Raw genomic sequence first — 22,889 nt, 5'->3', positions numbered from 1 at the left:
CTTGGCGCAAGGGGCTGGGGAGGGGCGTTACTCGCCGGTTCCGCGCAGCACCACTGCGACGGTCAGAAGGATCAGGCCGATATCCATGAAAAGGGAGCATTTCTGCAGATAGGCCATGTCCATCTCGACGCGCAGCGCATAGGGCAGATCGGAGCGGCCCAGCACCTGCCAGAAACCGGTGACACCGGGACGCTGGCTGAGATAGGCCTGACGGCGATGGCGGTAGAGGGTCAGTTCGTCCTCTGTGACGGGGCGCGCGCCCACAAAGCTCATCTCGCCGCGCAGGATGTTCCAGATCTGGGGCAACTCGTCGAGAGATGTCTTGCGCAGGAACCGGCCCAGCCGTGTCACGCGCGGGTCGTTTTTCAACTTGCGCGACAGTTCCCACTCGATGGCGGCATCGGCATCGGTGGCCAGCAACAGGGCCAGTCTGCGCTCGGCATCGGGCACCATCGTGCGGATCTTCCAGCAGCGGAAGGGGCGGCCATCCTTCCCGATACGGGTATGGCCATAGAAACCGGAGCCCCCGTCCAGACGGGCCAGCGCCCAGAACACGGCGATGACGGGCATGAGGACGGGGGCAAGAGCGAGCGCCAGACACAGGTCGAAAACCGGTTTCATCCGGCGGTGATAGATACGGCGCTTGGAGATCTGCACGATCGCGTCATCGCCAAGCGCCTTGGATAGGGAAACCGAATGCTGCATCTGGAGCCTGAAAAAAATGAACTCGTAACGTCTCCGCCCTGTCGAGCGGATGAGTGCAGATTTGGCCGATAACCGATAACGTTCGGTAAATGCCGTTAAGTTACATCTTGTGGGTGTATTTGGCAGGCTGCCGCCCCCGCCTGCAGTTGCCGTTTGGGAAGGTGTATCCCTCAAGGCGCGAATTTTATACGGATTTTCGCGCCGCGGTAGTGGTAGGGATTAGCGTTATTACGAATCAGAAAGGCGCCCGATAAGGACGCCTTTCCATGGATCTGGTATCGGGACGCGGTCTCATGCTCAGAGGAAGGGGATCGTCACCCCGAAGAACTCCGCCAGCAGCACGAAGTTCAGCGTCAGGACCAGCAACGCGCCCAGAATGGAAAGGCAGCGGGTCAGCATGGACGTCGCGAATTCGCCCATGATATCGCGTCGCGACACGAAGATGACGAGCGCGATCATCGGCACCGGCAGCGAGATCGAGAGCACGACCTGCGACCAGATCAGCGCCTGTGTCGGGTTCACCCCCAAAGCCACTACGGCAAAGGCAGGCGCCATCGTGACCAGACGGCGCAGCCAGATCGGCACGCGGAAGTGCAGGAAGCCCTGCATGATCATCTGTCCTGCCATTGTGCCCACGACCGAGCTGGAGATCCCCGAGCAGATCAGCGAGGTCAGGAACATCCCCGCCGCCGCCGCTCCCAGCAAGGGCGTCAGCGTGTGATAGGCGGTCTCGATCTCGGCCACCTGCGAATGGCCCTCGTGGAAGGCACTCGCCGCCATCATCACCATCGCCATATTGATCATGCCCGCCACAGCCAGCGCCAGCACGACCTCGACATTGGAAAACCGCACAAGGCGTCGTTTATGTTCGATCTTCTGGGTGGGCATCCGGTTCTGGGTCAGGCCGGAATGCAGATAGATCGCATGTGGCATAACGGTCGCGCCGATAATCCCCACCGCAATCGCCAGCGCTGCGGTATCGGGCATATCGGGCGTGACCAGCCCGCGGGCCGTGGCGCTCCAGTCTACGGGTGCGATCAGCACCTCGGCCAGATAGCACAGCCCGATCACCCCGACAAAGGCCCCGATAATAAGCTCCATCGGGCGGTAGCCACGGCCCTCGAACAGTAACAGACCATAGGTGATGATTGCGGTGATGATCATCCCCACGAAAAGCGGCAGGTCGAACAGAAGCGCCAGACCGATCGCCCCGCCGAGGAATTCGGCCAGATCAGTGGCCATTGCCGCGATCTCGGAAACCACCCACATCACCCAGACGACAGGACGGGGAAAATTGTCGCGCGACAGCTCGGCCAGATTTTTGCCGGTGACAATTCCCAGACGGGCCGAAAGCGCCTGAAACAGCATCGCGATCAGATTGGCCAGCAACACGACCCACAGAAGCTTGTAGCCATAGCCCGCGCCCGCCTGGATATTGGTCGCGTAATTGCCCGGATCCATATAGGCGACCGAGGCGATAACCGCAGGGCCCAGAAACATCAGACGCGCCTTCCAGCCGATCGTGGGGCTCGATAGCACCTCGTCGATCCGGCTTTGCGCTTTGCTGGCGAGAGAACTCATGGAATGGCCTTCATTGACAGGGGCGAATGGAGGGGAGGCCCCGATATTGCACTTTGTCAGAAATATAGCCTGTGCTAACTTTCTTGCAAGGGTAAATATGTAATGCTCAGGCTGGCTCCGTTCTGCACCATGTGGTATCTGGGGCGCTCGCACGCGGCGTCGATGCCCAAGACGCGCAGCGCCCCAAGAAGGAGAGACCCGTGCCGCAGGATCAGACGCCCCCCGAAGAGATGGCCGACCGTTTCACGCGCGCGCGCGAGGTGCAGGCGAAGGCCCTTCTCGAGGATTATGTCGAGCTGATCGGGGATCTGATCGCCGAGATGGGCGAGGCGCGCGTGGCCGATATCGCAGCGCGGATGGGGGTGGCACAGCCCACCGCCACCAAGGCGATCTCGCGGCTCAAACGCGAGGGGCTGGCCACCGCGCGGCCCTATCGCGGGGTGTTCCTGACCGATGAGGGCGCGGCTCTGGCCGACCGTGTCCGGGCGCGCCACCGGACGGTGGTGGCGCTCCTGATGGCGGTAGGGGTGCCGGAGGCTGTGGCCGAGCTCGATGCCGAAGGGATCGAACATCATGTCTGTGACGAGACGCTGAGCGCTTTTGAAGCCTTTCTGGCGGCCCGCGGTTAGGTCAGCACATTCAGGGGCTTACCCTCCATGAACCCCTCGATCACCTGACAGAGCTGCGCGGCCAGCGCTGATTGGGCGGTCTCCGACGCCCATGCCACATGCGGCGTGACGATGACGCGCGGATCCCTTGCCAGCTGCATCAGCAGATCATCGGCGGGGGGTGGCTCCTGATCGGCCACATCAATCCCCGCGCCCGAAATCCGCCCCGCCTCCAGCGCGCCAGAGAGCGCCGCCAGATCGATCAACCCGCCACGACCGGTATTGAGGATCACCGGTTTGCGCGCCATTTTGGCAAAGGCATCCGGCCCCAGCAGCCCCCGCGTCTCGGGCGTCAGCGGACAATGGAGCGAGATCACATCGGCGCGCTCGAGCATCTCGTCGAAACCGATCCGCTCATCCTGCGCCACCTGTCCGGGACGGGCGGCAAAACAGACCTCCATCCCGAAAGCGCGGGCAAGCATTGCCACCTTCTGTCCGATCTGTCCACGCCCGACGATGCCCATCGTGCTGCCTGCCAGATCCTGGATCGGATGGTCGAAGAAGCAAAACTGTCCGCTCTCCTGCCAGCGGCCCGCGCCAACATCGCGCGCATAGGGGATCAGGTTGCGCCGGAGCGCCAGCAGCAGCGCCATGACATGTTCGGGCACGGTATTGACCGAATATCCACGGATATTGCACACGGTCACGCCGCGCGCACGGGCCGCCTCCAGATCGACGCAATCGAAGCCTGTCGCAGCAATCGCCACCAGCTTCAGCTCGGGGCAGGCCGCCAGCACCTCGGCGGTGATCCTCACCTTGTTGGTGATCGCGATCATGGCCCCTGCCAGCCGCGAGGTGACCTCCTCGGGACGGGTGCGGTCATATTGCACCCAATCTACGTCGCCCACTGGTCGTGGCACGGTGATCTGCGGCGCGATGGTCGCGCGGTCGAGGAAAACGATACGGGTCATGGAGGCTCCTTAAGGGGCGGGGGTCAGATGCAGGCGCTGGCCGCCCAGATCGCGGAAGGCACGCTGGCGGCAGGTGAGGACGATGATCTGCAGATCGCCCGCCTGACGATTGAGCGCATCGAACATCTTCTCGATGCGCTCGTCATCAGTATAGACCAGCGCATCATCGAGGATCACCGGTGCCCCGCGCCCCGCCTCCTGCAACAGTCGTGCGAATGCCAGACGCACCATCAGCGCGATCTGCTCCTGCGTGCCGCCCGAGAGAATGTCGATGGGCTCGGACTGGCCTGCGCGCACCAGCGCTTCGGGCAACAGCTTGTCCTGGGCCCATTCCAGCTGGGCTTCCGGCCACAGAAGCCCCAGAAGCGGGCGCAGCGCCTTGGCGACAGGGGCGAAATACTGCTCGCGGGCGGCGCTGCGCGCGGCCTCGAGCGCGGCCTGCAGCCGGTGCAGCACCGCGACCTCATGGGTCAGGCGTGCTTCGGTCGCGCGGGCCGCTTCGAGCGCATCGCGGGTCTCGGCCAGCTTTTCCTCGATGGCCTGACCGTTGGCCGCCATAATGCGCTCGTCGAGGCGGGCAAGCTCGGTCGAAAGTTCTGTGGCTTCCCTTTGCGCGGTCTCGATGACCGCTCTGGCACGTTTGAACGCCGCCTCGGCCCCCGCCAGATCGGGCGCCTTCCGGCGCAGATCGTCATGCAGGGCGCGGCTCGCGCTCAGGGCCTGGGCCGCATGGGTCAGCTCGGCCTGAAGGCTGTCCTCATCGCCCATCCGCGCGCTTTCCGCAAGCCTGTCCTCGGCCCGTTGCAGCCGCTCGCGGGCGGCGTCAGACAGGCCTCGCAGCCGCCCCGTCTCGAGCCGTGCCTCGGTGGCTTTTTCCTCCGCGAGCCGCGCTTGCGGCGCCAGTTCGGCGGCTTTGGCTTGCGCGGCCTCCAGCAGGGACTTCACCTCGGCCAGCGGGGGCAGGTCGGGGTCTTCAATCGGGGCGGGGATCGCGGCATGGTCGCGGCGCAGCGCCTCGATCCCTTGTGGAGCGTTGATCTTCAGCTCCGCCTGCGCATCGCGGGCGGCGGCCTCCCGCTCGGCACGCCGGTGGGCGCTGCGGCGGGCGGCGGCCATATCGGGCAGACCATGGCGCTCGAACGCCTGTATCAACCGTGTGTGCGCGGCCTGCGCGGCCCCCGCTTTGGCCCGTTCGCCCGGATCTATGGTCAACTGCCCGAGGCCCGGCAGGTCCAGATCGGCCCGTGCATAAAGCGGTGTGGCCGTGTCGGTCAGCGGGGTGCCGTCGAGCCGGATCTCCTGCGCGCCCGAGGGGACGAAGCTCAGTTGCACCGCTCCCGCCGCCGCGAGCCGCGCCTCGGTGATCCATGCCTGTTCGAGGCTTTGCAGTGTCTCCAGATCCTTGGAGGTAAGGAGCAAGCCAGCTTCGGCCTGCGCTTCCTCGTGGCGCGTGCGGGCCGCTTCGGCCTGTTCGATCCGTGCAGCGATCTCGGCTTTACGGGCGGCCCCCTGCCGCGCGGCCTCGGCCAGACTGGCGCGGGCGTGACGCCCGGCCTGCTGGCGCTCGGCCTCGCGGGCGGCCTCAAGCGCGGCCGCCAGCTCCTTGGCCTGCGCGCGGGTGCGGGCCTCGATCTCTGCCGCGGCCTCCGCCAGAGGCATCGCCGCCTCGAGCCCGGCCTTTGCCTCGGTAGCTTCCTTGCGCAGGCTGCGCATCTGCCCCAGCCGCTCCTCGGCGCGGGTCACGGCCAGCCCGTCCGATTGCAGTTGGCGGGCGGCAGCGGCCACCTGCTCGGCATGGCGGAGCGCCTCCGAATGCGCGGTCTCCGCCTGGGCCAGACGCGTCTCGCGGGCGCCTCTTTCCTCGGGATCCTCGAGATCGGTCAGGGTCTTTCGGTGGCGCTTGCGCGTCTCGAGGTCGCGGTGAAGGGCCTCCACGCGGGCCTGCTGCTCGGCCTGCGCCGCCTCCAGCCGCTGGATCTCGTCGAGCACATCGCCCAGAGGGCCGTTCTTCCTGGGCTTGCCGCTGGCGGTCACATAGCGGGCCAGTTCTCCGTCCACCCGCCTGAGCGCCATATCCATCCGCCGGCCGCCGGTCATCGCCTCGACCTCTTCTGTCACGCTCGACATCAGATCGCGGCGCGAGGCGAGCGCCGCCTCGTTCTCCGCCTTCACCGGCCCTTCCAGCTCGGTCATGCCCTGACGGACCCAGATCAAACCCGCCGGACCGCCATCCCCCGCGCCCAGAAGCCGCGCGATCCAGTCCTCGGCAGCATCCGATTGTGCGATAACCCGCCCGTTCTGGCGCACCTCGGCCATAGGTTTGGAAAACCACCGTTTCGCCAGTGTGAACCGGCCCTGAGCGGTTTCGATCTCGACCTCGATCTCGGGGGCACCGCCCGCATGGGGCCTGAGCGCGCCCACCTCTTTCTTTTTCGAGCTGTGACGCTCGAAAAACAGCGCCTTCAGCGCATCAAAGAGGGTGGATTTGCCATATTCATTGGGTTCGGACAGCACGTTGAGCCCGTCACCAATGCCGGTGATCTCGACCTGGGCGGTGAAGCGGCGGACATCTTTCATCCGGATTGCGCGCAGCTTCATGGCATATCCTCCCGCATATAGCCGTAAAGCCGCGCCAGCGCGTCTCCGGCAATCGCCCGTTCGCTCTGGGCCAGCCGGTCATCGTCGAACTCGGATTTCAGCGCCTCGGCAGCCTGACGCAGCGCCCCGCCATGGTCGATCTCATCGAGGTCATCACTCGCATATTGCACCGAGAGCCCGTCCTCGCGCAGGACGAAATGGGCAAATTCGGGGCTCTGGGCCTTGGCCATTTCCCCCAGCGCGAACTGACCGGGCAGGGTGGTCCAGCCGCGTGCGGTAACGCGCACCAGAATATCGCGCCGCCCTTGGGGCGGCAGACAGGCGGCCAGCGCGGCGGCGCTGTCTTGCTGGGCAGTCAGATCCAGCTCCAGATCCTGCCACAGAAACTGTCCCGTCTCGATCTCGCGCACATCGGGCGCCCCATCAAGCGTGACGCTTAGACAGAGTCCGCGGCGGTCATGTTTGAACCGGTCCTGTTCGGGGGTGCCGCTGTAATGGGTGCGCGCGCTGACAGCCATCCGCCCGTGCCAGTCGCCGAGCGCCAGATAGTCGAGCCCCGCGCGGGTGTCGCGGTCCGGCGCGATCGCCCCGCCCTCATCGGTAAAATCGGTGATCCCGCCATGTGCGAGCCCGATGCGGGTGGCGCCTTCAGGAGTGGCCATCACATCCAGCACGGTTGACGGATCCTCGACCTGCGCCCGCCACTGGATAGGCGCCGGCAGAAGGAATACGCCCGCCGCCATCTGCCGGGGCGTGGCCTCGGTCAGCGCGCGCAGATTGGCGGGGGCCTCGCGGGTGAGGGTCTCCCACAGGGGCTCGGCCTCGCGCAGATTGTCATGGTTGCCGGGCAGGAGCCACCATGTGATGTCATCCGCGTCTTTCATCGCACCGACCGCCTGCCGCAAAAGGGCAGCCGTTGGCGTGGGGGTGTCGAATGTATCGCCTGCCAGAACCACATGGACCGCGCCCTGATCGCGGGCGGCCTGTGCCAGCCGCGCGAGGCTCATATGGCGCGCCTCCATCAGCCGCCCGCGCAGATTGGTATCGGGGCCTTCGGGGATATTTGCGAAACGGCGACCGATATGCAGGTCAGAGGCATGGATAAAACGGAATGTCATGTCTTCTACTGAAAAGGGAGAATGATGATCTGGCTGCTCATGATCTGACAGGTCATCGTGATCGAAGACAAGGGGGGCTGTGGACATTGTTCGCGGCGGATGCGCGCGGATGCCTGTAAAACAGGGCGAATGCGCTTGAATCTCGCCCAAAGTTTCTATCTATCCCCACGCAACCGTGACCCTATTGTCAGAACCGCATGGACGAAGTGAGATGAGCACAGACGAAGAGAAGGCCCAAGGGGCCGCGATCCGTTTCGAGGCGGTCAGCAAGTCCTATACCAAACCGGGCGGCGGTCGTTTTGACGCGCTGTCGGATGTGTCTCTGGAGGTCGAGCCGGGCACGATCACCGGTATTATCGGGCGTTCGGGCGCCGGTAAATCGACCCTGCTGCGGATGGTCAACGGTCTCGAGGTGCCGAGTTCGGGACGCGTGGTCGTGGCAGGCCATGATGTGGGGGCCGCTCGTGGGGCGGACCTGCGTGGCATCCGCCGCGAGGTCGGCATGATTTTCCAGCATTTCAATCTGCTGGCCTCGCGCAGCGTACGTGACAATATCGCACTGCCTCTCGAGGTGGCGGGAATGCCCAAAGCGCGGATCAAGCCGCGCGTGGACGAGCTGATCGAGCGGGTCGGGCTGGGCGTGCAGGCAGACCGCTATCCGGCAGAGCTGTCGGGCGGTCAGAAGCAACGCGTGGGGATCGCGCGGGCGCTGGCCACCAACCCCAAGGTGCTTCTGTCGGACGAGGCGACCTCGGCACTCGATCCCGAAACGACGCAGACAGTGTTGCAGCTTCTGCGCGACATCAACCGCGATCTGGGCCTGACCGTCCTGCTGATCACCCACGAGATGGCTGTCGTGCGCGATATCGCGAGCCATGTGGCGGTGATCGATGCGGGCCGGATCGTGGAGGCGGGCGAGACCTATGATGTGTTCGTGCGGCCCGGGCATCCCACGACCCGCAGCTTCCTGTCGGGGGTGACCGGCGTGACCCTGCCCGAGTTCGTGGCCTCGCGCCTGCAATCCGCGCCGGGCGATGGCGCGGATCAGGAGGTAATCCGCGTGACCTTCGCCGGAACCCATGCGACCGACCCGATGCTGGCGCTTCTGGGGCGCGATCTGGGCGTCTCGGTCAATATCCTTGCCGGTGCGGTCGAGGAAATCAGCGGGCGGCCTTTCGGTAACCTGCTGGTCTCGCTGCCCGCCGGACGCGGGGCGGAGGCGCGGGCCTATCTCGAACGCCATAACCTGTTTACGGAGGTGCTGGGCTATGTCGGCTAACCTTATCCATCTGTTGATCGAGGCCACCGGACAGACGCTGTATATGGTGGCGATCTCGGCGCTTCTGGGCACCGTGTTCGGGCTGCCGCTGGGCACGTTCCTTGCCTGCTCGCAAAAGGGCGAGCTGCTCTCGGCACCTTTGGTCAACAAGGTGCTGGGGCTGGTGGTCAATGCCACGCGCTCCGTTCCCTTCATCATTCTGGTGGTCGCGATCATCCCGTTCACCCGCGCGATCGCGGGCACCTCGATCGGGACGACTGCCGCCATCGTGCCGCTGACCATTGCCGCCGTTCCCTTCATCGCGCGGCTGATCGAGAACGCCATCCGCGAGGTTGATGGCGGGCTGATCGAGGCGGCGCGCTCGATGGGGGCAACACCCATGCAGATCATCCGTAAGGTGCTGATCCCCGAGGCCGCGCCCTCGATCACGCTGGGGCTCACGCTCGCGGTCGTCTCGCTTATCGGCTATTCAGCCATGGTGGGCGCAGTCGGTGGCGAGGGTCTGGGTGATCTCGGCATCCGCTACGGCTACCAGCGCTTCATGCCCGAAGTCATGCTGGCGGTGGTCGTCATTCTCATTGTGCTCGTGCAGCTGGTCCAGTCCATCGGGGAATGGATCGCGGCACGGGTGGACAAACGCGCTCCCAAGAGCCGCGGACAGTAATCACAGACGAAGGAGCATCATCATGCTGCGCATTCTTACCCTCACCTCCGCGATTGCCCTCTCGGCAGCGGCAGCCATGGCCGAAGAGATCAAGGTCGGTGTCTCGCCTGGCGAACATGCCGAGATCATGGAAGAGGTCAAAAAGGTCGCCGAGCCGATGGGTCTCGATATCGATATCGTCGAATTCTCGGATTACGTCGTGCCGAACCAGGCGCTGGCCGATGGCGATATTCAGGCCAACTCCTTCCAGCACAAGCCTTATCTGGATAACCAGATCAAGGATCGCGGCTTCGATCTTGTGCCGGTGGCCGATACGATCACCACGCCGATGGGTATCTATTCCGACAAGATCAAGGATATGAAAGATCTGGCAGACGGCTCGAAGGTCGCGATCCCGAATGATCCGACCAATGGTGGCCGCGCGCTCTTGCTGCTGCAGGATCTGGGGTTGATCAAGCTCGCCGATGGCACGGGCCTCGTGCCGTCCACGCTGGATGTGGTCGAGAACCCCAAGGATCTGTCCTTCCTCGAGCTGGATGCCGCGCAACTGCCGCGCTCGCTGGCCGATACCGATATCGCGATCATCAACACCAACTATGCCATCGCCTCGGGCCTGAACCCCAAGACCGATTCCATCGCGATGGAAAAGGCCGACAGCCCCTATGTGAACATCATCGTGGTCAAGAAGGGCGATGAGGATCAGCCGTGGGTCAAGACCCTCGTGGAGGCCTATCACTCGGATGACGTGAAGAAGTTCATCGAGGACAGCTATCACGGCACGGTGCTGACCTCCTGGTAAGCGCGTAAGACAAGGTCTGGACCCTGTCGCCCTTCCCGGGGCGGCAGGGTTTTCCCTTGCCTACGCGTGCTCTAGCGCAGTTGCCGTTTTGCCAGCTTGCGGGCCAATGTGCGGCGGTGCATCCCGAGCTGGCGTGCGGCCTCCGAGATGTTGAAATCGGTGGCGCGCAAGACCTCCTGAATGCGTTCCCATTCATTGACGCGCATCCCGCCCGAGGCTTGCCCCAGCGCCAGATCGGTCTCGCCCTCGCCGCGCTCGAAGGCAGCCTCGATCTCGGCGGCGGTTGCGGGCTTGGCCAGATAATGGCCCGCGCCGAGCTTGATCGCCTCGACGGCGGTGGCAATCGAGGCAAAGCCCGTCAGCACCACGATCCGTGGCGGCGGATCTAGCGCGGCCAGTTCGCGCACGCATTCCAGCCCGTTCCGGCCCGGAAGTTTCAGATCGACCAGCGCGAGATCGGGCACCTCTTGCGCCACCATCTCGCTCGCCTCCTCGGCGGATCCGGCATGGCGCACGGCAAATCCGCGCCGCGTCATCGCCTCGCTCAGGGTCTCTCCTAAGGCGGTGTCATCCTCGACGATCAGCAATTTATGCCCCCTATCCTTCATGCGGTCTCCTCCTTCAACGGCAGGTGCACGCGGACCACGGCCCCACCTGTCGCGGCATTTGCCACCGACCAGTCCCCCCCCAGACGGCGCACGGCATTCGAGACCAGATAGAGCCCGAAGCCCCGCCCCGGATCCCCTTTGCCCGCCGCCATCGGCCGCACGGGGTTGTCCAGCACCGTCTGCGGGAAGCCCGGCCCGTCATCGGTAAACACGAGGGTCAGGGAGGCAGTTCCGGCCTCGACGGTGATCGATGTGCGATGGGCACCGGCCTGCTGGGCGTTGGTCAGGATATTTCGGAACGCCTGTTCCAGCATCGAATCCGCGATGATCTGCGCCCCGAGGATCGCAGCCTTGGGCAGGACCACCTCCATTTCGCCGCCATCCTCGCGCCAATCGGCGATGACCTCCTCGAGGAACTCGCCCACCGGCAGCGCCTCGGCCACGTCCAGCCGGTCGAGCCCCGCGGCAAAGAGCATTCCACTGACAATCCTGCGGCAGCGCGCCAGTTCGCCCTGCATACGGGTCAGCACCGTCTCGCGGCGCGGGCTGTCGGGGATGCCGCTCTCGTGCCATTCATCGAGCGTCACGGCGATGGTGGTCAGCGGTGTGCCCAGATCATGCGCCGTGCTGGAGGCCATGACGCCCAAGCGGACGAAATGCTCGTCCTCGACCACCTTCTGGCGCAGCGCCATGATCTGGGCATCGCGCGCCATCAGGTTGCGCCTGAGCCCCGAGACGAACCATGTCATCAGCCCCGCGGCCAGCACGAAGCTCAGAAACATCCCCAACAGATGCAGGCTGAAGAAACCGCCCCCCGTCAGCGAGCCCACCATGCCGTCCCGCATCATCGGCAGGCCCAACGGGCGGCCATGGTCGATCAGCCAGAAATGCGCCGCCGCCGCCGCCGTCAGGATAAAGATCACCTGTGGCATGGGCGCCAGCAACAGTCCCAGCATCACCTGCAGGATAAACAGCGTGACAAAGGGGTTGGTTGCGCCGCCACTATAGTAGAGCAGCAGCGTGAGCGCCGCGATATCGATCAGCAGTTCGACCGTGATCACCCAGTCGGGGACGCCCCAGCCCTTGCGACAGCGCCAGAGCGCGAAGAGATTGAGCGCCACGAGGAGGCCGATCACCGCGATCATATTGAAGACCGGCAGATCCGCGCCGAGATAGAGCACCGTGATGGCGATGGCCAAAGCCTGGCCTGCCAGAGCGATCCAGCGGAGCCGGATCAGGAGCGCCAGATTGCGCCGCCCCGTATCCTCGGAGAGCGCGCGGATCGCATCGCTAGGATCGGCGTTCTGGGATGAAGGAAGAGGCAGTTTCATCTTGGGTATCCAGCATGCAGGGGCGTGCGATCTCTCGCAAGGCGCCTATTCGGAACGTGGGGTGCTCTCGTCCAGCATAATGACTTTCTGTGCAAGGGCGAGCACTTGCGCGTGGTGGGTCACGATCAGCATCATCCGGCCTTCGGCCAGCTGCGCCAGTCCGCGCATGACCTGCGCCTGGGTCGCGCGGTCGAGCCCCTCGGTCGGCTCGTCCAGAAGCAGAAGCGGCGCATCCTGCAGCGCGGCCCGCGCCACCGACAGCCTGCGCGCCTGTCCGCCCGAAAGCCGCGCTCCGAGTTCGCCCAAACGGGTCTCGATCCCCTCGGGCATCGCCTCGACCTCCGCCCGCAGCGCGGCCAGATCCAGCGCCTGCCACAGAGCGGCGTCATCGGCCCCGGGGGCGGCAAGGCGTAGGTTCTCGGCAATGGTGCCATTGAACAGATGGACAGTCTGGTCGACCACGGCGATCTGCGCCCGCAGATCACGGTCCGACAGATCCCGCAGATCGACGCCCGCAAGGGTGATCCGGCCCGCGCGCGGGTCCCAGAACCGCTGGACCAGATTGAGGATGGTGGTCTTGCCGGCGCCGCTCGGGCCGGTCAGCGCAAGACTTTCGCCCAAGTGCAGCGACAGGTTGAGATCGGTGAGAATATCCGGCCCGTCGCCATAGCCGAAACTGACACGGTCAAGCACCAGACCGGGCGTTTGCGGGGCTTTGGGGGCAGGGCTCGGGGCCACTTGTGGCGGGCGGTCTGCCAGCTCGAAAATACGCCGTGCCGAGGCCATCGTGCTATCCCAGTTGGACACGGCGGCGGGCAGGCCTGCCACGGTTTCCATCGCGGCCATCACCGCCAGAACCAGCATTGCCATATCGGGCGCCGAAAGGCTCTGGCCCTCGACCTGCGGGATCAGCAGCAGCAGCGCGCCCAGCACCATGATCTGCCCCGTCAGCGTGCCGAGCGCCATGAAAAGCGCCGCGATCCATGCCTGACGGCGCTGCGCCGCGACCATACGCGCGCTTGCGCGGGTCACGCGGGCGGCCTGACGGGCGACCGCACCAAAGACCTGAAGCTCGGCCAATCCCCGCGTCAGATCGGTGCTCTCGCTTTGCAGGGCCGCGCGGGCCTGTGTGATCTGGCCTCCGGTTTTGCGCACCAAGGCCCGCTGGATCAGCGGCAGGATCATCCCCGCGAGCGCCAGCCCGATCGCCACCAGCAGCGCCAGCGAGGCCGAATTGAGCCCCAGCCAGAGCACGATCAGCACCGAGGCCACCGCCGCCGAGATCACCGGCCCCAGAATCCGCAGATGGAAGTTCTCGAGCGCATCCACATCGCTGCGTATCCGCGCCAGAAGATCACCATGGCGCAGCCCGCGCAGGCCTGCAGGCGCCAGCGGCACCAATCGCGCGTAAAGCCATGGCCGTAGGCGGGCGATAAAGGAAAGCGTGGCCTCATGGGTCACCAGCCGCTCCAGATAGCGCGCCCCCGCCCGCAACAGCGCCAGCCCGCGGATGGCTGCGGCAGGCGTGAAGAATTCGAGCATCAGCTGCCCCAGACCCGCCAGCGCCATCGCGGTAATGAACCATCCCGACACCGCCATCAGCGCCACATTCGACAGCATGACCGTGACAGAGAGCACCACGCCAAGCGCGATCCGCCAGCCGAAAGGCCGGCACAGTTTGAGAAGACGCAGGAACTCACGCATGGGGCATCTCCTTGGTGGGGCCATGATAGGTGACGCGGCCCGCCTCCAGCATGATCACCCGATCGGCAAGTGCTGCACAGGTGGGGTCATGGGTGATGATGAGCCGCGCCGCATCGGGCGTGGCTGCCAATACGGCCTCCATCAGTGCCTGCGCGCCCGCAGCATCAAGGGCGGCGGTGGGCTCGTCGAGGATCAGGAGATCGGGCTCGGACAGAAGCGCCCGCGCCATGGCCACACGGCGGATCTGCCCACCCGAAAGACCCGCCCCGCCTTCGCCCAATACGGTTTTATATCCCGAAGTGCTGGCCGTAATGAAGTCATGCGCTTGCGCGATGCGGGCGCAGGCTTCGATTTTCGCCATACTGGCTGTCGGTTGGCCGAGTGCGATATTCTCGGCGATGGTGCCGGCAAAGAGACGCGGTGTCTGCGGCAGCCAGCCGGTGCCTTCCTGCAGCGCCTTCGGGTCGGTCTCGTGACCATCTAGCAGGATGTGCCCCGATTGCGGCGGTAGCTGGCCAAGGATAAGCCGTGCCAGCGTCGTCTTGCCCGCGCCCGAAGGGCCCATGATCGCCAGCGTGCGCCCGCGTTTGAGGGTGAAGGAGAGGGGCTCGATACTGTCACCCCCTTCATGGGTAAAGGCGAGCCCCTCGACCGAGAGTATCCGCCAGTTGCCTGCGGTATCCGGTGTTTCGGGGGCCGGCGCATCGGGGCCGATCAGCCCGATCATCGCCTCGGCGGCGCCGATGGCGGCCATGCGGGCGTGGTAATGCTGGCCCATCTCGCGCAGCGGGCGGAAGAATTCGGGCGCGATCAGCAGGGCAAAGAGCCCCGGAAGGAAGGTGATATCGCCATAATAGAGCCGGAAGCCCACATAGACGGCCACCATGGCCACGGCGATGGTCGAGAAGAACTCCAGCACCAGCGAGGACAGGAAGGCAAGGCGCAGCACCCTCATAGTGGCGCCGCGATAGCCTTCGGACATGGCGGCAACCAAGGCCGCCTCACGTTGGGCGGCCCCCAGCTGGCGCAGGGTCACCAGACCCGCGATCCGGTCGAACAGATGCGCGCCCATCACCATCAGGCGCTGCCATTGGCGGCGGTTGAGCGCCTCGGCGCCCTTGCCCACAACCACCATGAAGACCGGAATAATCGGCGCGGTGATGGCGAGAATAAGGGCCGTGACCCAATCAAACGGAATGACACAGACGAGCACCAGCGCGGGGATGAGTGCTGCGATCATGCGTTGGGGAAGGAAGGCTGCGAAATACTCCTGAACGGCTTCGACACCGTCGGAGACGAGCCCTGCAACTTCGCCCGAAGGGGGGAGGTCGTGGATGCGGGCCGCGCCGACACGCCCAAGGATCACCTCGCGCAGACGGGCACGGATCGCGGCGCCTGCCTCGAAGGCCAACCCCTGCCGCAGCGTGTCGAAGGCGGCGCGCAGGATCATGGCCAGCACGAACAGGATGATCTGGGCGTGCATTCCGCCCAGATCGGTTTTATCGACTGTGACGCCCGCGATCATCGCAGCGACCGCATAGGCCTGCACGATGACCATCGCTCCCGACCCCAGAGCCGCGGCAATCGCCAGAGCGGCAGCCCGTTTGCCTGCCAGTCCGAAGCTTTTCAGCCAACGCTCGATGCGCTTTGCGGCTTCGCCATGGACGGGGCGCGGTGTGAGGGGGCGGGAGGATTGGGACATGCGTTACTCAGTGATGTTCATAGGCGACCAGTTTGGAGATCCGCGCACGGAACACCCAGATCTGGTACCAGTTATACATGACCATCACCGGAAGGAAGCCACCCATGGTCATGGTGAAGGTGATCAGCGAGACCTGCGGGCTGGCGCCCTCGCGGATGGTCCAGGTGCCCGGAACAAGCCATGGATGCAGCGTGATCAGCATGCCCAGACCCAAGATCAGCACAGCGCCGTTATACCACAGGATCGCGGCAAGGTCGCGGTCCTTGAGCGTGTCGCGACGGACCTGTTCGATGCACCACAGTGCCACAAGGCCGAAGATACCCCAGAGCCAGAAATGCGGGCCGAACCACGTCGAACGCGCCCAGTCGAAGATCGCCGCACTCCAGACCAGTGTAATCAGCACGGAGCCAATCGCCAGCCAGAAGATCGTTGCCGTCCAGCGGGCCGCGTCCTGACGGATGCGCTCGGTTTTCTCGAAGCGGGCGCGCACGAAAAGCACCCCCGACAGCGTCACCGCCACACAGGCCGCGATGCCGGTCCAGATCGAGAAGGCCGACACGAAGTCGAACGCGCCACCTGCGTAGTAGGGCAGCTTGCCCTCCTCATGCACCAGCGGGAAGCCCTGCAGCAGCGCACCCACGCTCATGCCGCCGAAGAAGGTGACGGTCAGCGAGGAGAGGCCAAACACCCAATCGGTGAAGCGCTGCCATTTTTCCGAAGCCAGATGGCGGAATTCGATCGCCACGGCGCGCGACATCACGCCCCAGAGCACGAAGGCCATTGGCACCATCAGATAATGGAAGGCCGAGCCATAGACGAAGGGGAAGGTTCCGAAGAGAATGCCCCCCGCCACGATGAGCCAGGTCTCGTTGGCATCCCAAGTGCCGGCCATCGCCGCCATGATCGCGCCGCGTTCGTCATGGTCGCCCACGACAAGCCCGAAGATACCCGCGCCCAGATCCGCCCCATCGAGGATGATATAGAGGAGCATCGCCACGCCCAGACCAAGCCACCAGGCATTGGCCAGGAAATATTGCATGTCATCAAGTTGTGTCATCTGATTTTCCTATGGCTCAGACCGGACGGATATATTCGGGGTGATCGGCATGGCCTGCCGAGGAGGGCAGATCCAGCTCGCCCAGATGCTCGTCACCATCGCCCGCGACGGGGCTCGTGAGATCGGGCCCGTTGCGGCAGACCTTCAGCAGGAAGTAGATCGTGCCGAGAACGACGGCGGTTTCGAAGATCGCGAACCCGATCAGCCAGAAGGTCGCCAGACCGACCGAGAGTTTCGACATGCCGTCCTCGACGCGCATCATGCCATAGACGATCCACGGCTGACGGCCGATCTCGCGCGTCCACCAACCGGCGATCACGGCGATATAGGGCAGCACGACCATCCCGGTGCAGGCCATCAGGAACAGGCGGTTGGCCGAGGCCAGACCTTCGGTCATGCGGCCACGCCAGCTGAGCCAGCATCCCCAGAGCGCCACCAGAAGGATCGCTCCGCCGATCGCGGCCATGGCGCGGAAGGTATAGAAGGGCAGGATGACGGGCGGGCGTTCGTCTTCGGGGAAGGAGTTCAGACCCTCGACCGCGCCGTTCCAGGTTTTGGTTTCAATGAGTGAAAGCGCATGCGGGATCTTGATCGACCACGCAAGGCCGGTGTTGTCCTTATTGGGCCAGCCGATGACATTCCATGCGTTATTGACGTTGCCGTTTTCGTCATAGGTGTCGTATTGGCCTTCCATCGCGGCCAAGGCGGCTGGTTTGTGCTCGAGCACGTTCTCGCCCAGCACATCGCCCATATAGATCTGCACGGCGGCCACAGCGGCCAGAGCCACCAACGTATAGCGCAGCGGGCGCGCGAACAGTTGCACCTCGCGGCGTTTGAATACGAACCATGCACAGACCGCTACCACGAAGCATAGCGACAGCTCGACCGCTGCCAGCAGCATATGCGGGAAGGCGGCGAAGACATTGGGATTCAACAGTGCCTGCAGCCAGTTGGTGACCTGGAACATGCCGTTCTTGAACTCGACACCACTGGGTGTCTGCATCCAGCTATTGGCCACAAGGATCCACATCGCGGAAAGGGTCGAGGACAGCGCCACGTTGAAAGTGGCAAAGAGGTGCATCTTGCGGCTGATCTTGCCCCAGCCGAAGATCATCAGGCCGATGAAGCCCGCCTCATACATGAAGGCGGTGATGGTCTCGTAGCCCAGCACCTGCCCGAAGAACGGGCCAGCGGCTTGGCTGAACGGCCCGTAGAGAATGCCGAAGGCCATTTCCATGGTTACGCCGGTGGCCACGCCCGCACCGAAATTCACGATAAAAAGTTTTTCGAAGAACCGGCACAGACGGTACCAGCGTTCATCATTGGTGCGGAACCATGCGAGTTCGAAACCGAACAGGATGATCGCAAGGCCGATTGTGAGCGGGGGGAAGAGGATGTGCACCGAGGAGATCAGGCCGAAATCAATCCGCGAGATCAGGATGCTAAGTGGATCTGGTTGCATCGCAATGCCTTTTGCTGAGGCAGCGCATAGATGGTCCGGAAGATCCGAGGGGAGGACGGGTGTCTGGAACAGCGCTGCATTTGCTGACGCGGTGGGGTGTAAACCTACATCTGACATTCCGGCATTGGACAAATTGTCCAACCCGGATACATCTTTCCGCGGGAGGAGTTTTAAAAAAATATAATATATATTACAATTATTTATGGGATATGATGCGTGGCGTGTAGAGATCACGGGTGGTCACGCCGGTGGACGGGGATGTGCAGCGGCCGCGCCGATTCTCCTGCGGGTTGCCGCGGGTCAGGGGACCACGCGGCAACAGGCGTCATCAAGGAGGATCACTTCCGCCATCGCCATGCCCGCTGCAAGATCGGGGCGGGGCAGGCGCATGGCATCGCGCGGCACGAGGGCTGCCATCTCGTAGGCGGTCTCGGGAGAGAGGCCCATATGGTGCACGGCATTGTAAAGGCAATGCGCCAGATCGGTATGCGCGCCTGCAAGCGCCCCTTCGGCATTGACCAGCGCGCCGTTTTCCAAATGGATCGTCTGGCCGTAGAGCTCGAAATGCTCCGGCCCGCCGATGGTCGCCATTGCATCGGAGACCATGAACATCCGCCCCGTTTCGGGCCGCGCACGGCAGGCGATCGCGGCCATGGTGTAATCGACATGATGCCCGTCGAGGATGATGCCCGCATAGGCGTCCGAGGCGATCGCTGCGCCCAAGAGGTTCGGGCTACGCGAGCCCATGGCGGGCATGGCGTTGTAAAGATGGGTAAAGCAACGCAGACCCGCCGCGAGGGCGGCCTGCGTCCGTGCCGCATCGGCCATCGTATGCCCGCCTGACACCACCACGCCCATCTCCGCCAGTTCCGCAATCACCGACAGATCCACGCATTCGGGGGCAAGCGTCAGCATCACCGGAATGCCTTTTGCGCGCAGGCGCCGCAGATCCGTCATTGTCCGGTCGTCGAAGGGTCGGATGAACCCTGCCTGATGGGTGCCGCGCTTGGCGGGGTTGATATGCGGGCCCTCGATATGGAGCCCGATAAACCCGTCCATCCCGAAGGCTTCGATCGCGGCATCGGTGGCGCGGATCAGGCGCTCGGGTTCGCAGGTGATGAGTGTAGGCATGGCCCAGCCGGTGCCACGGGCGCGCAGCGTGTCGATGATGGTCGCGATCCCCGAGGCATCGGGTTGCGAGTTCAACATCACCCCGCCCGCGCCATTGACCTGCAGATCGGTCAGGGCAGGGCCGGCAAAGGCAACCTCCAGATCGCCGCGCGCGCCCGCGGCCGTGCGCCAGCCGAGGAGCCGCCCGTTTTCCACCTCCAGCCGTAGCGGCCCGCAGAACTGTCCCGCAACCCAGCCACGCTTGGCGATGATGATCATGACGCTATCCTCTTGCCGCTTGCTGCACGGCCAGAATGGCGGCGCCGCGTGCGCCCGAACTATCCCCATGGGCGGCCAGCCGCAAGACGGGCAGGGCCATCGGGCCCAGTCTGCGCGTGGCAAAGGCGCGCGTCAGATGGCGGGTGACATCGGGCAGCTGCGACAGTCCGCCGCCAAGGATGATGCAATCGGGATCAAGGGTGATTTGCAGGGTCAGGAGCAGCTCGGCCATCAGCTCGGCCCAGATCTGGAGCACGCTCTGCGCGGCCGGATCGCCCGCCTCCGCCGCCTGCCCGAGATCCTTCGGCGTGATCGGGTGGCCGAGTTTGAGCCGGCAGATCTCGCTGAGGCCGGGGCCGGAGAGATAGGTCTCGAAACAGCCTTTCTTGCCGCAGCCGCAGGAGCGCAGGGGCAGATCGACCCGCGCCAGCAGATGGGCCGGGATCCCGAGATGCCCCGCTTCGATCCCCGCGATGTTGCGCCGGTAGGGGGGCGCGCCGCCGAGCACATGGCCCGCGCCGATCCCCGTGCCCATGATGAGCCCCAGAACCGATTGCGCCCCGAGACCCGCGCCGCCATGCGCCTCGGACAGGGCGAAAGCCTGCCCGTCATTGATCAGCGGTAGCGCGCGCCCGAAGGTCCGTGTGAGCGCGGCAGGCAGGTCCACACCGGTGATCGGGATATTGGCGGCCATCGCCTCGCCTGTCTCACCATTGATGATGCCCGGGAGGCCGATGCCGATGGGCAGCTTGCCCCCGCGTCCCGATTGCGCCTCGAGCCAGTGGATCTGCTTGGCGAGCGCGCGCAGAAAGCTGTCGAAACTGCCGCGCGGTGTCGGGATGCGCAGACTGTCGATGCTCTGGTAGCCCGGACCGAAGAGACGGGCCTCGATCTTGGTGCCGCCCAGATCGATTCCGCCTGAAATTGCCGCAAGATCGGTCATAGGGCTCCTCCGTGTTTGCACTTGCAGAATAGCTGTAACGGCATTTGATCGCCAGTGCCGGAATTTACTTCACATTCCGCAAGGGCATGCGTTATACGCGCCTGCATCAGCAGGTCTTCATCGGATAATCCGGCCAAAGGGTGGCAGGAACCCGCGCAATCCGTAGCGTCAAGCTTCACAGACCCCTGTCCATAGTGTCATGAGGGGGACAAACATCAATATGGGCGATATCCGAGTCGAAGCTCTAAAATCACGCCCTGATAAATGAGGAGCAGTTTCGTCGTGGCGAAAGACGATATCCGTAGCCGGGCCGAGGGGCCCGCAGCACAGGCCGTAGCGCAGGCACGGCCCTTCCATTTCCGCGGCAGGTTCCTGACCGCGATTGCGCTGCGTATGGAATCCGATACGCCGGACGAGGCCTTTTATGCCGCCCTCGACCAGCAGCTCGAGAAAACGCCGCAGCTTCTGGTCGGCTCGCCCATGGTGATCGATTTCGCCGATGTGCCGGGCTTTGCCAACCCCACCGATATTCAAGACCTCGTGCGCCACATGCGGGCGCGCAACCTGTCGGTCTTCGGGGTGCAGAATGCCAGCAAGGTGCAGCTCGACACCGCAGACCAGCTTGGCCTGATTCCCGTGATCTCGGGGCGCGACGGCCCCGTGCACGAGCCGCGCAAGCCGCTCAACCCGAAGGGTCGCAACGGCGCCCACCAGCTGGGCAGGAATGCCACCGCCGAGGAGCCTGCCGAGCAACAGGCGGAGGCGGAGGCCGAACAGCGCAGCAGTGGCGCGCAGACCATGACCATCCGCAACCCCGTCCGTTCGGGCCAGCAGATCGTGGCCGAACATGGCGACCTGATCGTGCTGGGATCGGTCGCCTCGGGCGCCGAGCTGGTGGCGGCGGGCAATATCCACGTCTATGGCGCGCTGCGCGGACGTGCGATGGCAGGGGTGTTCGGCGACGAGAGCTGCCGGATCTTCTGCCGCGATCTGGATGCCGAACTTCTGGCCGTGGCGGGCCTATACCGTACCAGTGAAACCATCGGAGACGACCTGCGCCATCGTGCTGTGCAGGCATGGCTCGAAGATGACAGACTTTGCATGGAGAGCTTTGCATGAGCACCCAAACCACAGATAAGGCCAAGGAAGAGCTGAAGGAAAAGCCGCCGCTCGGTCGGGTGATCGTCATCACCTCCGGTAAGGGGGGCGTCGGCAAGACGACCTCCGCTGCGGCGATTTCGGCAGGGCTTGCCAAGCGCGGTCACAAGACCGTCGTCATCGATTTCGATGTGGGCCTGCGCAACCTCGATATGATCATGGGCTGCGAACGCCGTGTGGTCTTCGATTTTATCAACGTTATTCAGGGCGATGCGCGCCTGAAACAGGCGCTGATCAAGGACAAGCGCGTCGAGACGCTGCAGATCCTGCCGACCTCGCAGACCCGCGACAAGGATGCGCTGACGCAAGAAGGCGTCGAGGCGGTTCTCAACGAGCTGAAGCAGGAATTCGACTATATCGTCTGCGACAGCCCCGCAGGGATCGAGCGCGGTGCGCAGCTGGCGATGTATTTCGCTGATGAAGCCGTGGTCGTGACCAACCCCGAAGTGTCCTCGGTGCGCGATAGTGACCGCGTTCTGGGCCTTCTGGCGTCGAAGACCCAGCGGGCCGAGAAAGATGGCACCGGCGTGAAGGCGCAGGTGCTGCTGACCCGTCATGATCAGGCCCGGATCGACAAGGGCGAGATGATGACCGTGGAAGACGTACTGGAGATCCTGGCCGTGCCGCTTCTGGGGATCGTGCCCGAAAGCCCTGCCGTCCTGCGCGCCTCGAATGTGGGCACGCCGGTGACGCTGGATGATCCGTCCTCGGCAGGCCGTGCCTATGAGGATGCCGTGGCGCGCCTGCTGGGCGAGAAGGTCGAAATGAAAATCGAAGGAGAGAAGAAACCGGGTCTGTTGGGCCGTATCTTCGGACGGACGGCATGAGCTTATTCGGATTCTCTCTCAAACCCCGCAAGAAGCAGACCGCCAATGCTGCCAAGGAGCGCCTGCAGATCCTGCTGGCGCATGAACGCGGCAGCAATTCCTCGGGCGGGGATTATCTGCCCCAGCTGCAACGCGACATCATTGCGGTGATCCGCAAATATGTCGAAGTGGCTGATGAGGAAGTCGATATCCGCATGGAACGCGGTGACGATATCGAGAGCCTCGAGATCAATATCGAGATGCCCTCGAAACCTGCCAAAGCGGCAAAAGCCTGACACCGGACCGGGGCCAATGGTCCCGGTTTCCATTTGGACCGCCAAGTTTCTGGGCAAAGGCCGGTTTTTCGGGCGGTTTTTGCGGCTAGGGCTTGCGCGGGCGGCACCTG

At 64.3% G+C, this 22,889-nt stretch carries 20 protein-coding genes; 7 read left to right on the top strand and 13 right to left on the bottom strand.

Annotation, left to right across the window (positions count from 1 at the left end; genetic code table 11):
* Positions 1-27: 27 nt before the first annotated feature.
* Both WDB91_RS19275 and WDB91_RS19270 read right to left on the bottom strand, forming a co-directional pair.
* Positions 28-705, bottom strand: coding sequence for a sugar transferase (locus tag WDB91_RS19275; RefSeq protein WP_339115287.1), 678 nt, complete (start codon positions 703-705; stop codon positions 28-30).
* A 297-nt stretch (positions 706-1,002) separates the two neighbouring features.
* The gene (locus WDB91_RS19270) at positions 1,003-2,286 is read right to left on the bottom strand and encodes an Nramp family divalent metal transporter (RefSeq protein ID WP_339115286.1); all 1,284 of its coding nucleotides are present in this window, start codon (positions 2,284-2,286) and stop codon (positions 1,003-1,005) included.
* A 200-nt stretch (positions 2,287-2,486) separates the two neighbouring features.
* On the opposite strand from WDB91_RS19270, the gene mntR reads away from it, so the two are divergent.
* On the top strand, positions 2,487-2,915 hold the full coding sequence (gene mntR / locus WDB91_RS19265) for a manganese-binding transcriptional regulator MntR (RefSeq protein WP_339115285.1): 429 nt from the start codon (positions 2,487-2,489) through the stop codon (positions 2,913-2,915).
* Here the strand turns inward: mntR and WDB91_RS19260 are convergent.
* Genes WDB91_RS19260 through WDB91_RS19250 form a run of 3 tightly spaced genes read right to left on the bottom strand, consistent with a single transcriptional unit; the run spans position 2,912 to position 7,581 of the window.
* Complete coding sequence (locus tag WDB91_RS19260) at positions 2,912-3,865, bottom strand: D-2-hydroxyacid dehydrogenase (RefSeq protein WP_339115284.1); 954 nt, start codon at positions 3,863-3,865, stop codon at positions 2,912-2,914. The genes mntR and WDB91_RS19260 overlap by 4 nt on opposite strands.
* Positions 3,866-3,874: 9 nt before the next feature.
* The gene (locus tag WDB91_RS19255) at positions 3,875-6,463 is read right to left on the bottom strand and encodes a chromosome segregation protein SMC (RefSeq protein WP_339115283.1); all 2,589 of its coding nucleotides are present in this window, start codon (positions 6,461-6,463) and stop codon (positions 3,875-3,877) included.
* A complete protein-coding gene (locus WDB91_RS19250) occupies positions 6,460-7,581 on the bottom strand; it encodes a DNA repair exonuclease (protein ID WP_339115282.1) in 1,122 nt (373 codons plus the stop codon). Before WDB91_RS19250 ends, WDB91_RS19255 begins: the two co-directional genes overlap by 4 nt.
* Before the next feature lie 211 nt (positions 7,582-7,792).
* Here WDB91_RS19250 and WDB91_RS19245 point away from each other — a divergent pair, with 211 nt between their 5' ends.
* From WDB91_RS19245 to WDB91_RS19235, 3 genes are read left to right on the top strand one after another with little or no spacing between them, the layout of a single operon-like run.
* Positions 7,793-8,860, top strand: coding sequence for a methionine ABC transporter ATP-binding protein (locus WDB91_RS19245; RefSeq protein ID WP_339115281.1), 1,068 nt, complete (start codon positions 7,793-7,795; stop codon positions 8,858-8,860).
* On the top strand, positions 8,850-9,524 hold the full coding sequence (locus WDB91_RS19240; protein ID WP_339115280.1) for a methionine ABC transporter permease: 675 nt from the start codon (positions 8,850-8,852) through the stop codon (positions 9,522-9,524). Before WDB91_RS19245 ends, WDB91_RS19240 begins: the two co-directional genes overlap by 11 nt.
* Positions 9,525-9,546: 22 nt before the next feature.
* Positions 9,547-10,323: a MetQ/NlpA family ABC transporter substrate-binding protein gene (locus WDB91_RS19235; protein WP_339115279.1), complete on the top strand. Its 777-nt coding sequence runs from the start codon at positions 9,547-9,549 to the stop codon at positions 10,321-10,323.
* Positions 10,324-10,394: 71 nt separating this feature from the next.
* Here WDB91_RS19235 and WDB91_RS19230 read toward each other — a convergent pair whose 3' ends face one another.
* The 8 genes from WDB91_RS19230 to WDB91_RS19195 all read right to left on the bottom strand — a co-directional run bounded on the left by WDB91_RS19230 (position 10,395) and on the right by WDB91_RS19195 (position 20,519).
* The gene (locus WDB91_RS19230) at positions 10,395-10,931 is read right to left on the bottom strand and encodes a response regulator (protein ID WP_339115278.1); all 537 of its coding nucleotides are present in this window, start codon (positions 10,929-10,931) and stop codon (positions 10,395-10,397) included.
* Positions 10,928-12,262, bottom strand: a complete 1,335-nt coding sequence (locus WDB91_RS19225) for an ATP-binding protein (protein ID WP_339115277.1) — start codon at positions 12,260-12,262, stop codon at positions 10,928-10,930. The genes WDB91_RS19230 and WDB91_RS19225 overlap by 4 nt, the downstream gene beginning before the upstream one ends.
* A gap of 45 nt (positions 12,263-12,307) precedes the next feature.
* On the bottom strand, positions 12,308-13,966 hold the full coding sequence (cydC, locus tag WDB91_RS19220; protein ID WP_339115276.1) for a thiol reductant ABC exporter subunit CydC: 1,659 nt from the start codon (positions 13,964-13,966) through the stop codon (positions 12,308-12,310).
* On the bottom strand, positions 13,959-15,668 hold the full coding sequence (gene cydD, locus WDB91_RS19215) for a thiol reductant ABC exporter subunit CydD (RefSeq protein WP_339115275.1): 1,710 nt from the start codon (positions 15,666-15,668) through the stop codon (positions 13,959-13,961). The genes cydC and cydD overlap by 8 nt, the downstream gene beginning before the upstream one ends.
* 7 nt (positions 15,669-15,675) lie before the next feature.
* The gene (locus WDB91_RS19210; RefSeq protein WP_339115274.1) at positions 15,676-16,725 is read right to left on the bottom strand and encodes a cytochrome d ubiquinol oxidase subunit II; all 1,050 of its coding nucleotides are present in this window, start codon (positions 16,723-16,725) and stop codon (positions 15,676-15,678) included.
* Between the two features lie 16 nt (positions 16,726-16,741).
* A complete protein-coding gene (locus tag WDB91_RS19205) occupies positions 16,742-18,187 on the bottom strand; it encodes a cytochrome ubiquinol oxidase subunit I (RefSeq protein ID WP_339115273.1) in 1,446 nt (481 codons plus the stop codon).
* Between the two features lie 300 nt (positions 18,188-18,487).
* Positions 18,488-19,576: an N-acetylglucosamine-6-phosphate deacetylase gene (locus WDB91_RS19200; protein ID WP_339115272.1), complete on the bottom strand. Its 1,089-nt coding sequence runs from the start codon at positions 19,574-19,576 to the stop codon at positions 18,488-18,490.
* A gap of 4 nt (positions 19,577-19,580) precedes the next feature.
* Positions 19,581-20,519: an ROK family protein gene (locus WDB91_RS19195; protein WP_339115271.1), complete on the bottom strand. Its 939-nt coding sequence runs from the start codon at positions 20,517-20,519 to the stop codon at positions 19,581-19,583.
* A 282-nt stretch (positions 20,520-20,801) separates the two neighbouring features.
* Between WDB91_RS19195 and minC the strand changes: the two genes are divergently transcribed.
* From minC to minE, 3 genes are read left to right on the top strand one after another with little or no spacing between them, the layout of a single operon-like run.
* Positions 20,802-21,638, top strand: coding sequence for a septum site-determining protein MinC (gene minC / locus WDB91_RS19190; protein ID WP_339115270.1), 837 nt, complete (start codon positions 20,802-20,804; stop codon positions 21,636-21,638).
* Positions 21,635-22,504: a septum site-determining protein MinD gene (gene minD, locus WDB91_RS19185; protein WP_339115269.1), complete on the top strand. Its 870-nt coding sequence runs from the start codon at positions 21,635-21,637 to the stop codon at positions 22,502-22,504. The genes minC and minD overlap by 4 nt, the downstream gene beginning before the upstream one ends.
* Positions 22,501-22,779 (top strand): cell division topological specificity factor MinE, encoded by a 279-nt coding sequence (gene minE / locus WDB91_RS19180; RefSeq protein ID WP_339115268.1) that lies wholly within the window; start codon positions 22,501-22,503, stop codon positions 22,777-22,779. Before minD ends, minE begins: the two co-directional genes overlap by 4 nt.
* Positions 22,780-22,889 lie beyond the last annotated feature (110 nt).

The organism is Thioclava sp. GXIMD2076, assembly GCF_037949795.1.
GTDB lineage: Bacteria > Pseudomonadota > Alphaproteobacteria > Rhodobacterales > Rhodobacteraceae > Thioclava > Thioclava kandeliae.
The sequence above is the reverse complement of the archived record's forward strand: the minus strand, read 5'-3'. Positions and strand labels throughout refer to the sequence as shown.

Coding starts and splice junctions, on each gene's coding strand:
- WDB91_RS19275 (WP_339115287.1), bottom strand. CDS start 705: ATGCAGCATTCGGTTTCCCTATCCAAGGCGCTTGGCGATGACGCGATC.
- WDB91_RS19270 (WP_339115286.1), bottom strand. CDS start 2,286: ATGAGTTCTCTCGCCAGCAAAGCGCAAAGCCGGATCGACGAGGTGCTA.
- WDB91_RS19260 (WP_339115284.1), bottom strand. CDS start 3,865: ATGACCCGTATCGTTTTCCTCGACCGCGCGACCATCGCGCCGCAGATC.
- WDB91_RS19255 (WP_339115283.1), bottom strand. CDS start 6,463: ATGAAGCTGCGCGCAATCCGGATGAAAGATGTCCGCCGCTTCACCGCC.
- WDB91_RS19250 (WP_339115282.1), bottom strand. CDS start 7,581: ATGACATTCCGTTTTATCCATGCCTCTGACCTGCATATCGGTCGCCGT.
- WDB91_RS19245 (WP_339115281.1), top strand. CDS start 7,793: ATGAGCACAGACGAAGAGAAGGCCCAAGGGGCCGCGATCCGTTTCGAG.
- WDB91_RS19240 (WP_339115280.1), top strand. CDS start 8,850: ATGTCGGCTAACCTTATCCATCTGTTGATCGAGGCCACCGGACAGACG.
- WDB91_RS19235 (WP_339115279.1), top strand. CDS start 9,547: ATGCTGCGCATTCTTACCCTCACCTCCGCGATTGCCCTCTCGGCAGCG.
- WDB91_RS19230 (WP_339115278.1), bottom strand. CDS start 10,931: ATGAAGGATAGGGGGCATAAATTGCTGATCGTCGAGGATGACACCGCC.
- WDB91_RS19225 (WP_339115277.1), bottom strand. CDS start 12,262: ATGAAACTGCCTCTTCCTTCATCCCAGAACGCCGATCCTAGCGATGCG.
- cydC (WP_339115276.1), bottom strand. CDS start 13,966: ATGCGTGAGTTCCTGCGTCTTCTCAAACTGTGCCGGCCTTTCGGCTGG.
- cydD (WP_339115275.1), bottom strand. CDS start 15,668: ATGTCCCAATCCTCCCGCCCCCTCACACCGCGCCCCGTCCATGGCGAA.
- WDB91_RS19210 (WP_339115274.1), bottom strand. CDS start 16,725: ATGACACAACTTGATGACATGCAATATTTCCTGGCCAATGCCTGGTGG.
- WDB91_RS19205 (WP_339115273.1), bottom strand. CDS start 18,187: ATGCAACCAGATCCACTTAGCATCCTGATCTCGCGGATTGATTTCGGC.
- WDB91_RS19200 (WP_339115272.1), bottom strand. CDS start 19,576: ATGATCATCATCGCCAAGCGTGGCTGGGTTGCGGGACAGTTCTGCGGG.
- WDB91_RS19195 (WP_339115271.1), bottom strand. CDS start 20,519: ATGACCGATCTTGCGGCAATTTCAGGCGGAATCGATCTGGGCGGCACC.
- minD (WP_339115269.1), top strand. CDS start 21,635: ATGAGCACCCAAACCACAGATAAGGCCAAGGAAGAGCTGAAGGAAAAG.
- minE (WP_339115268.1), top strand. CDS start 22,501: ATGAGCTTATTCGGATTCTCTCTCAAACCCCGCAAGAAGCAGACCGCC.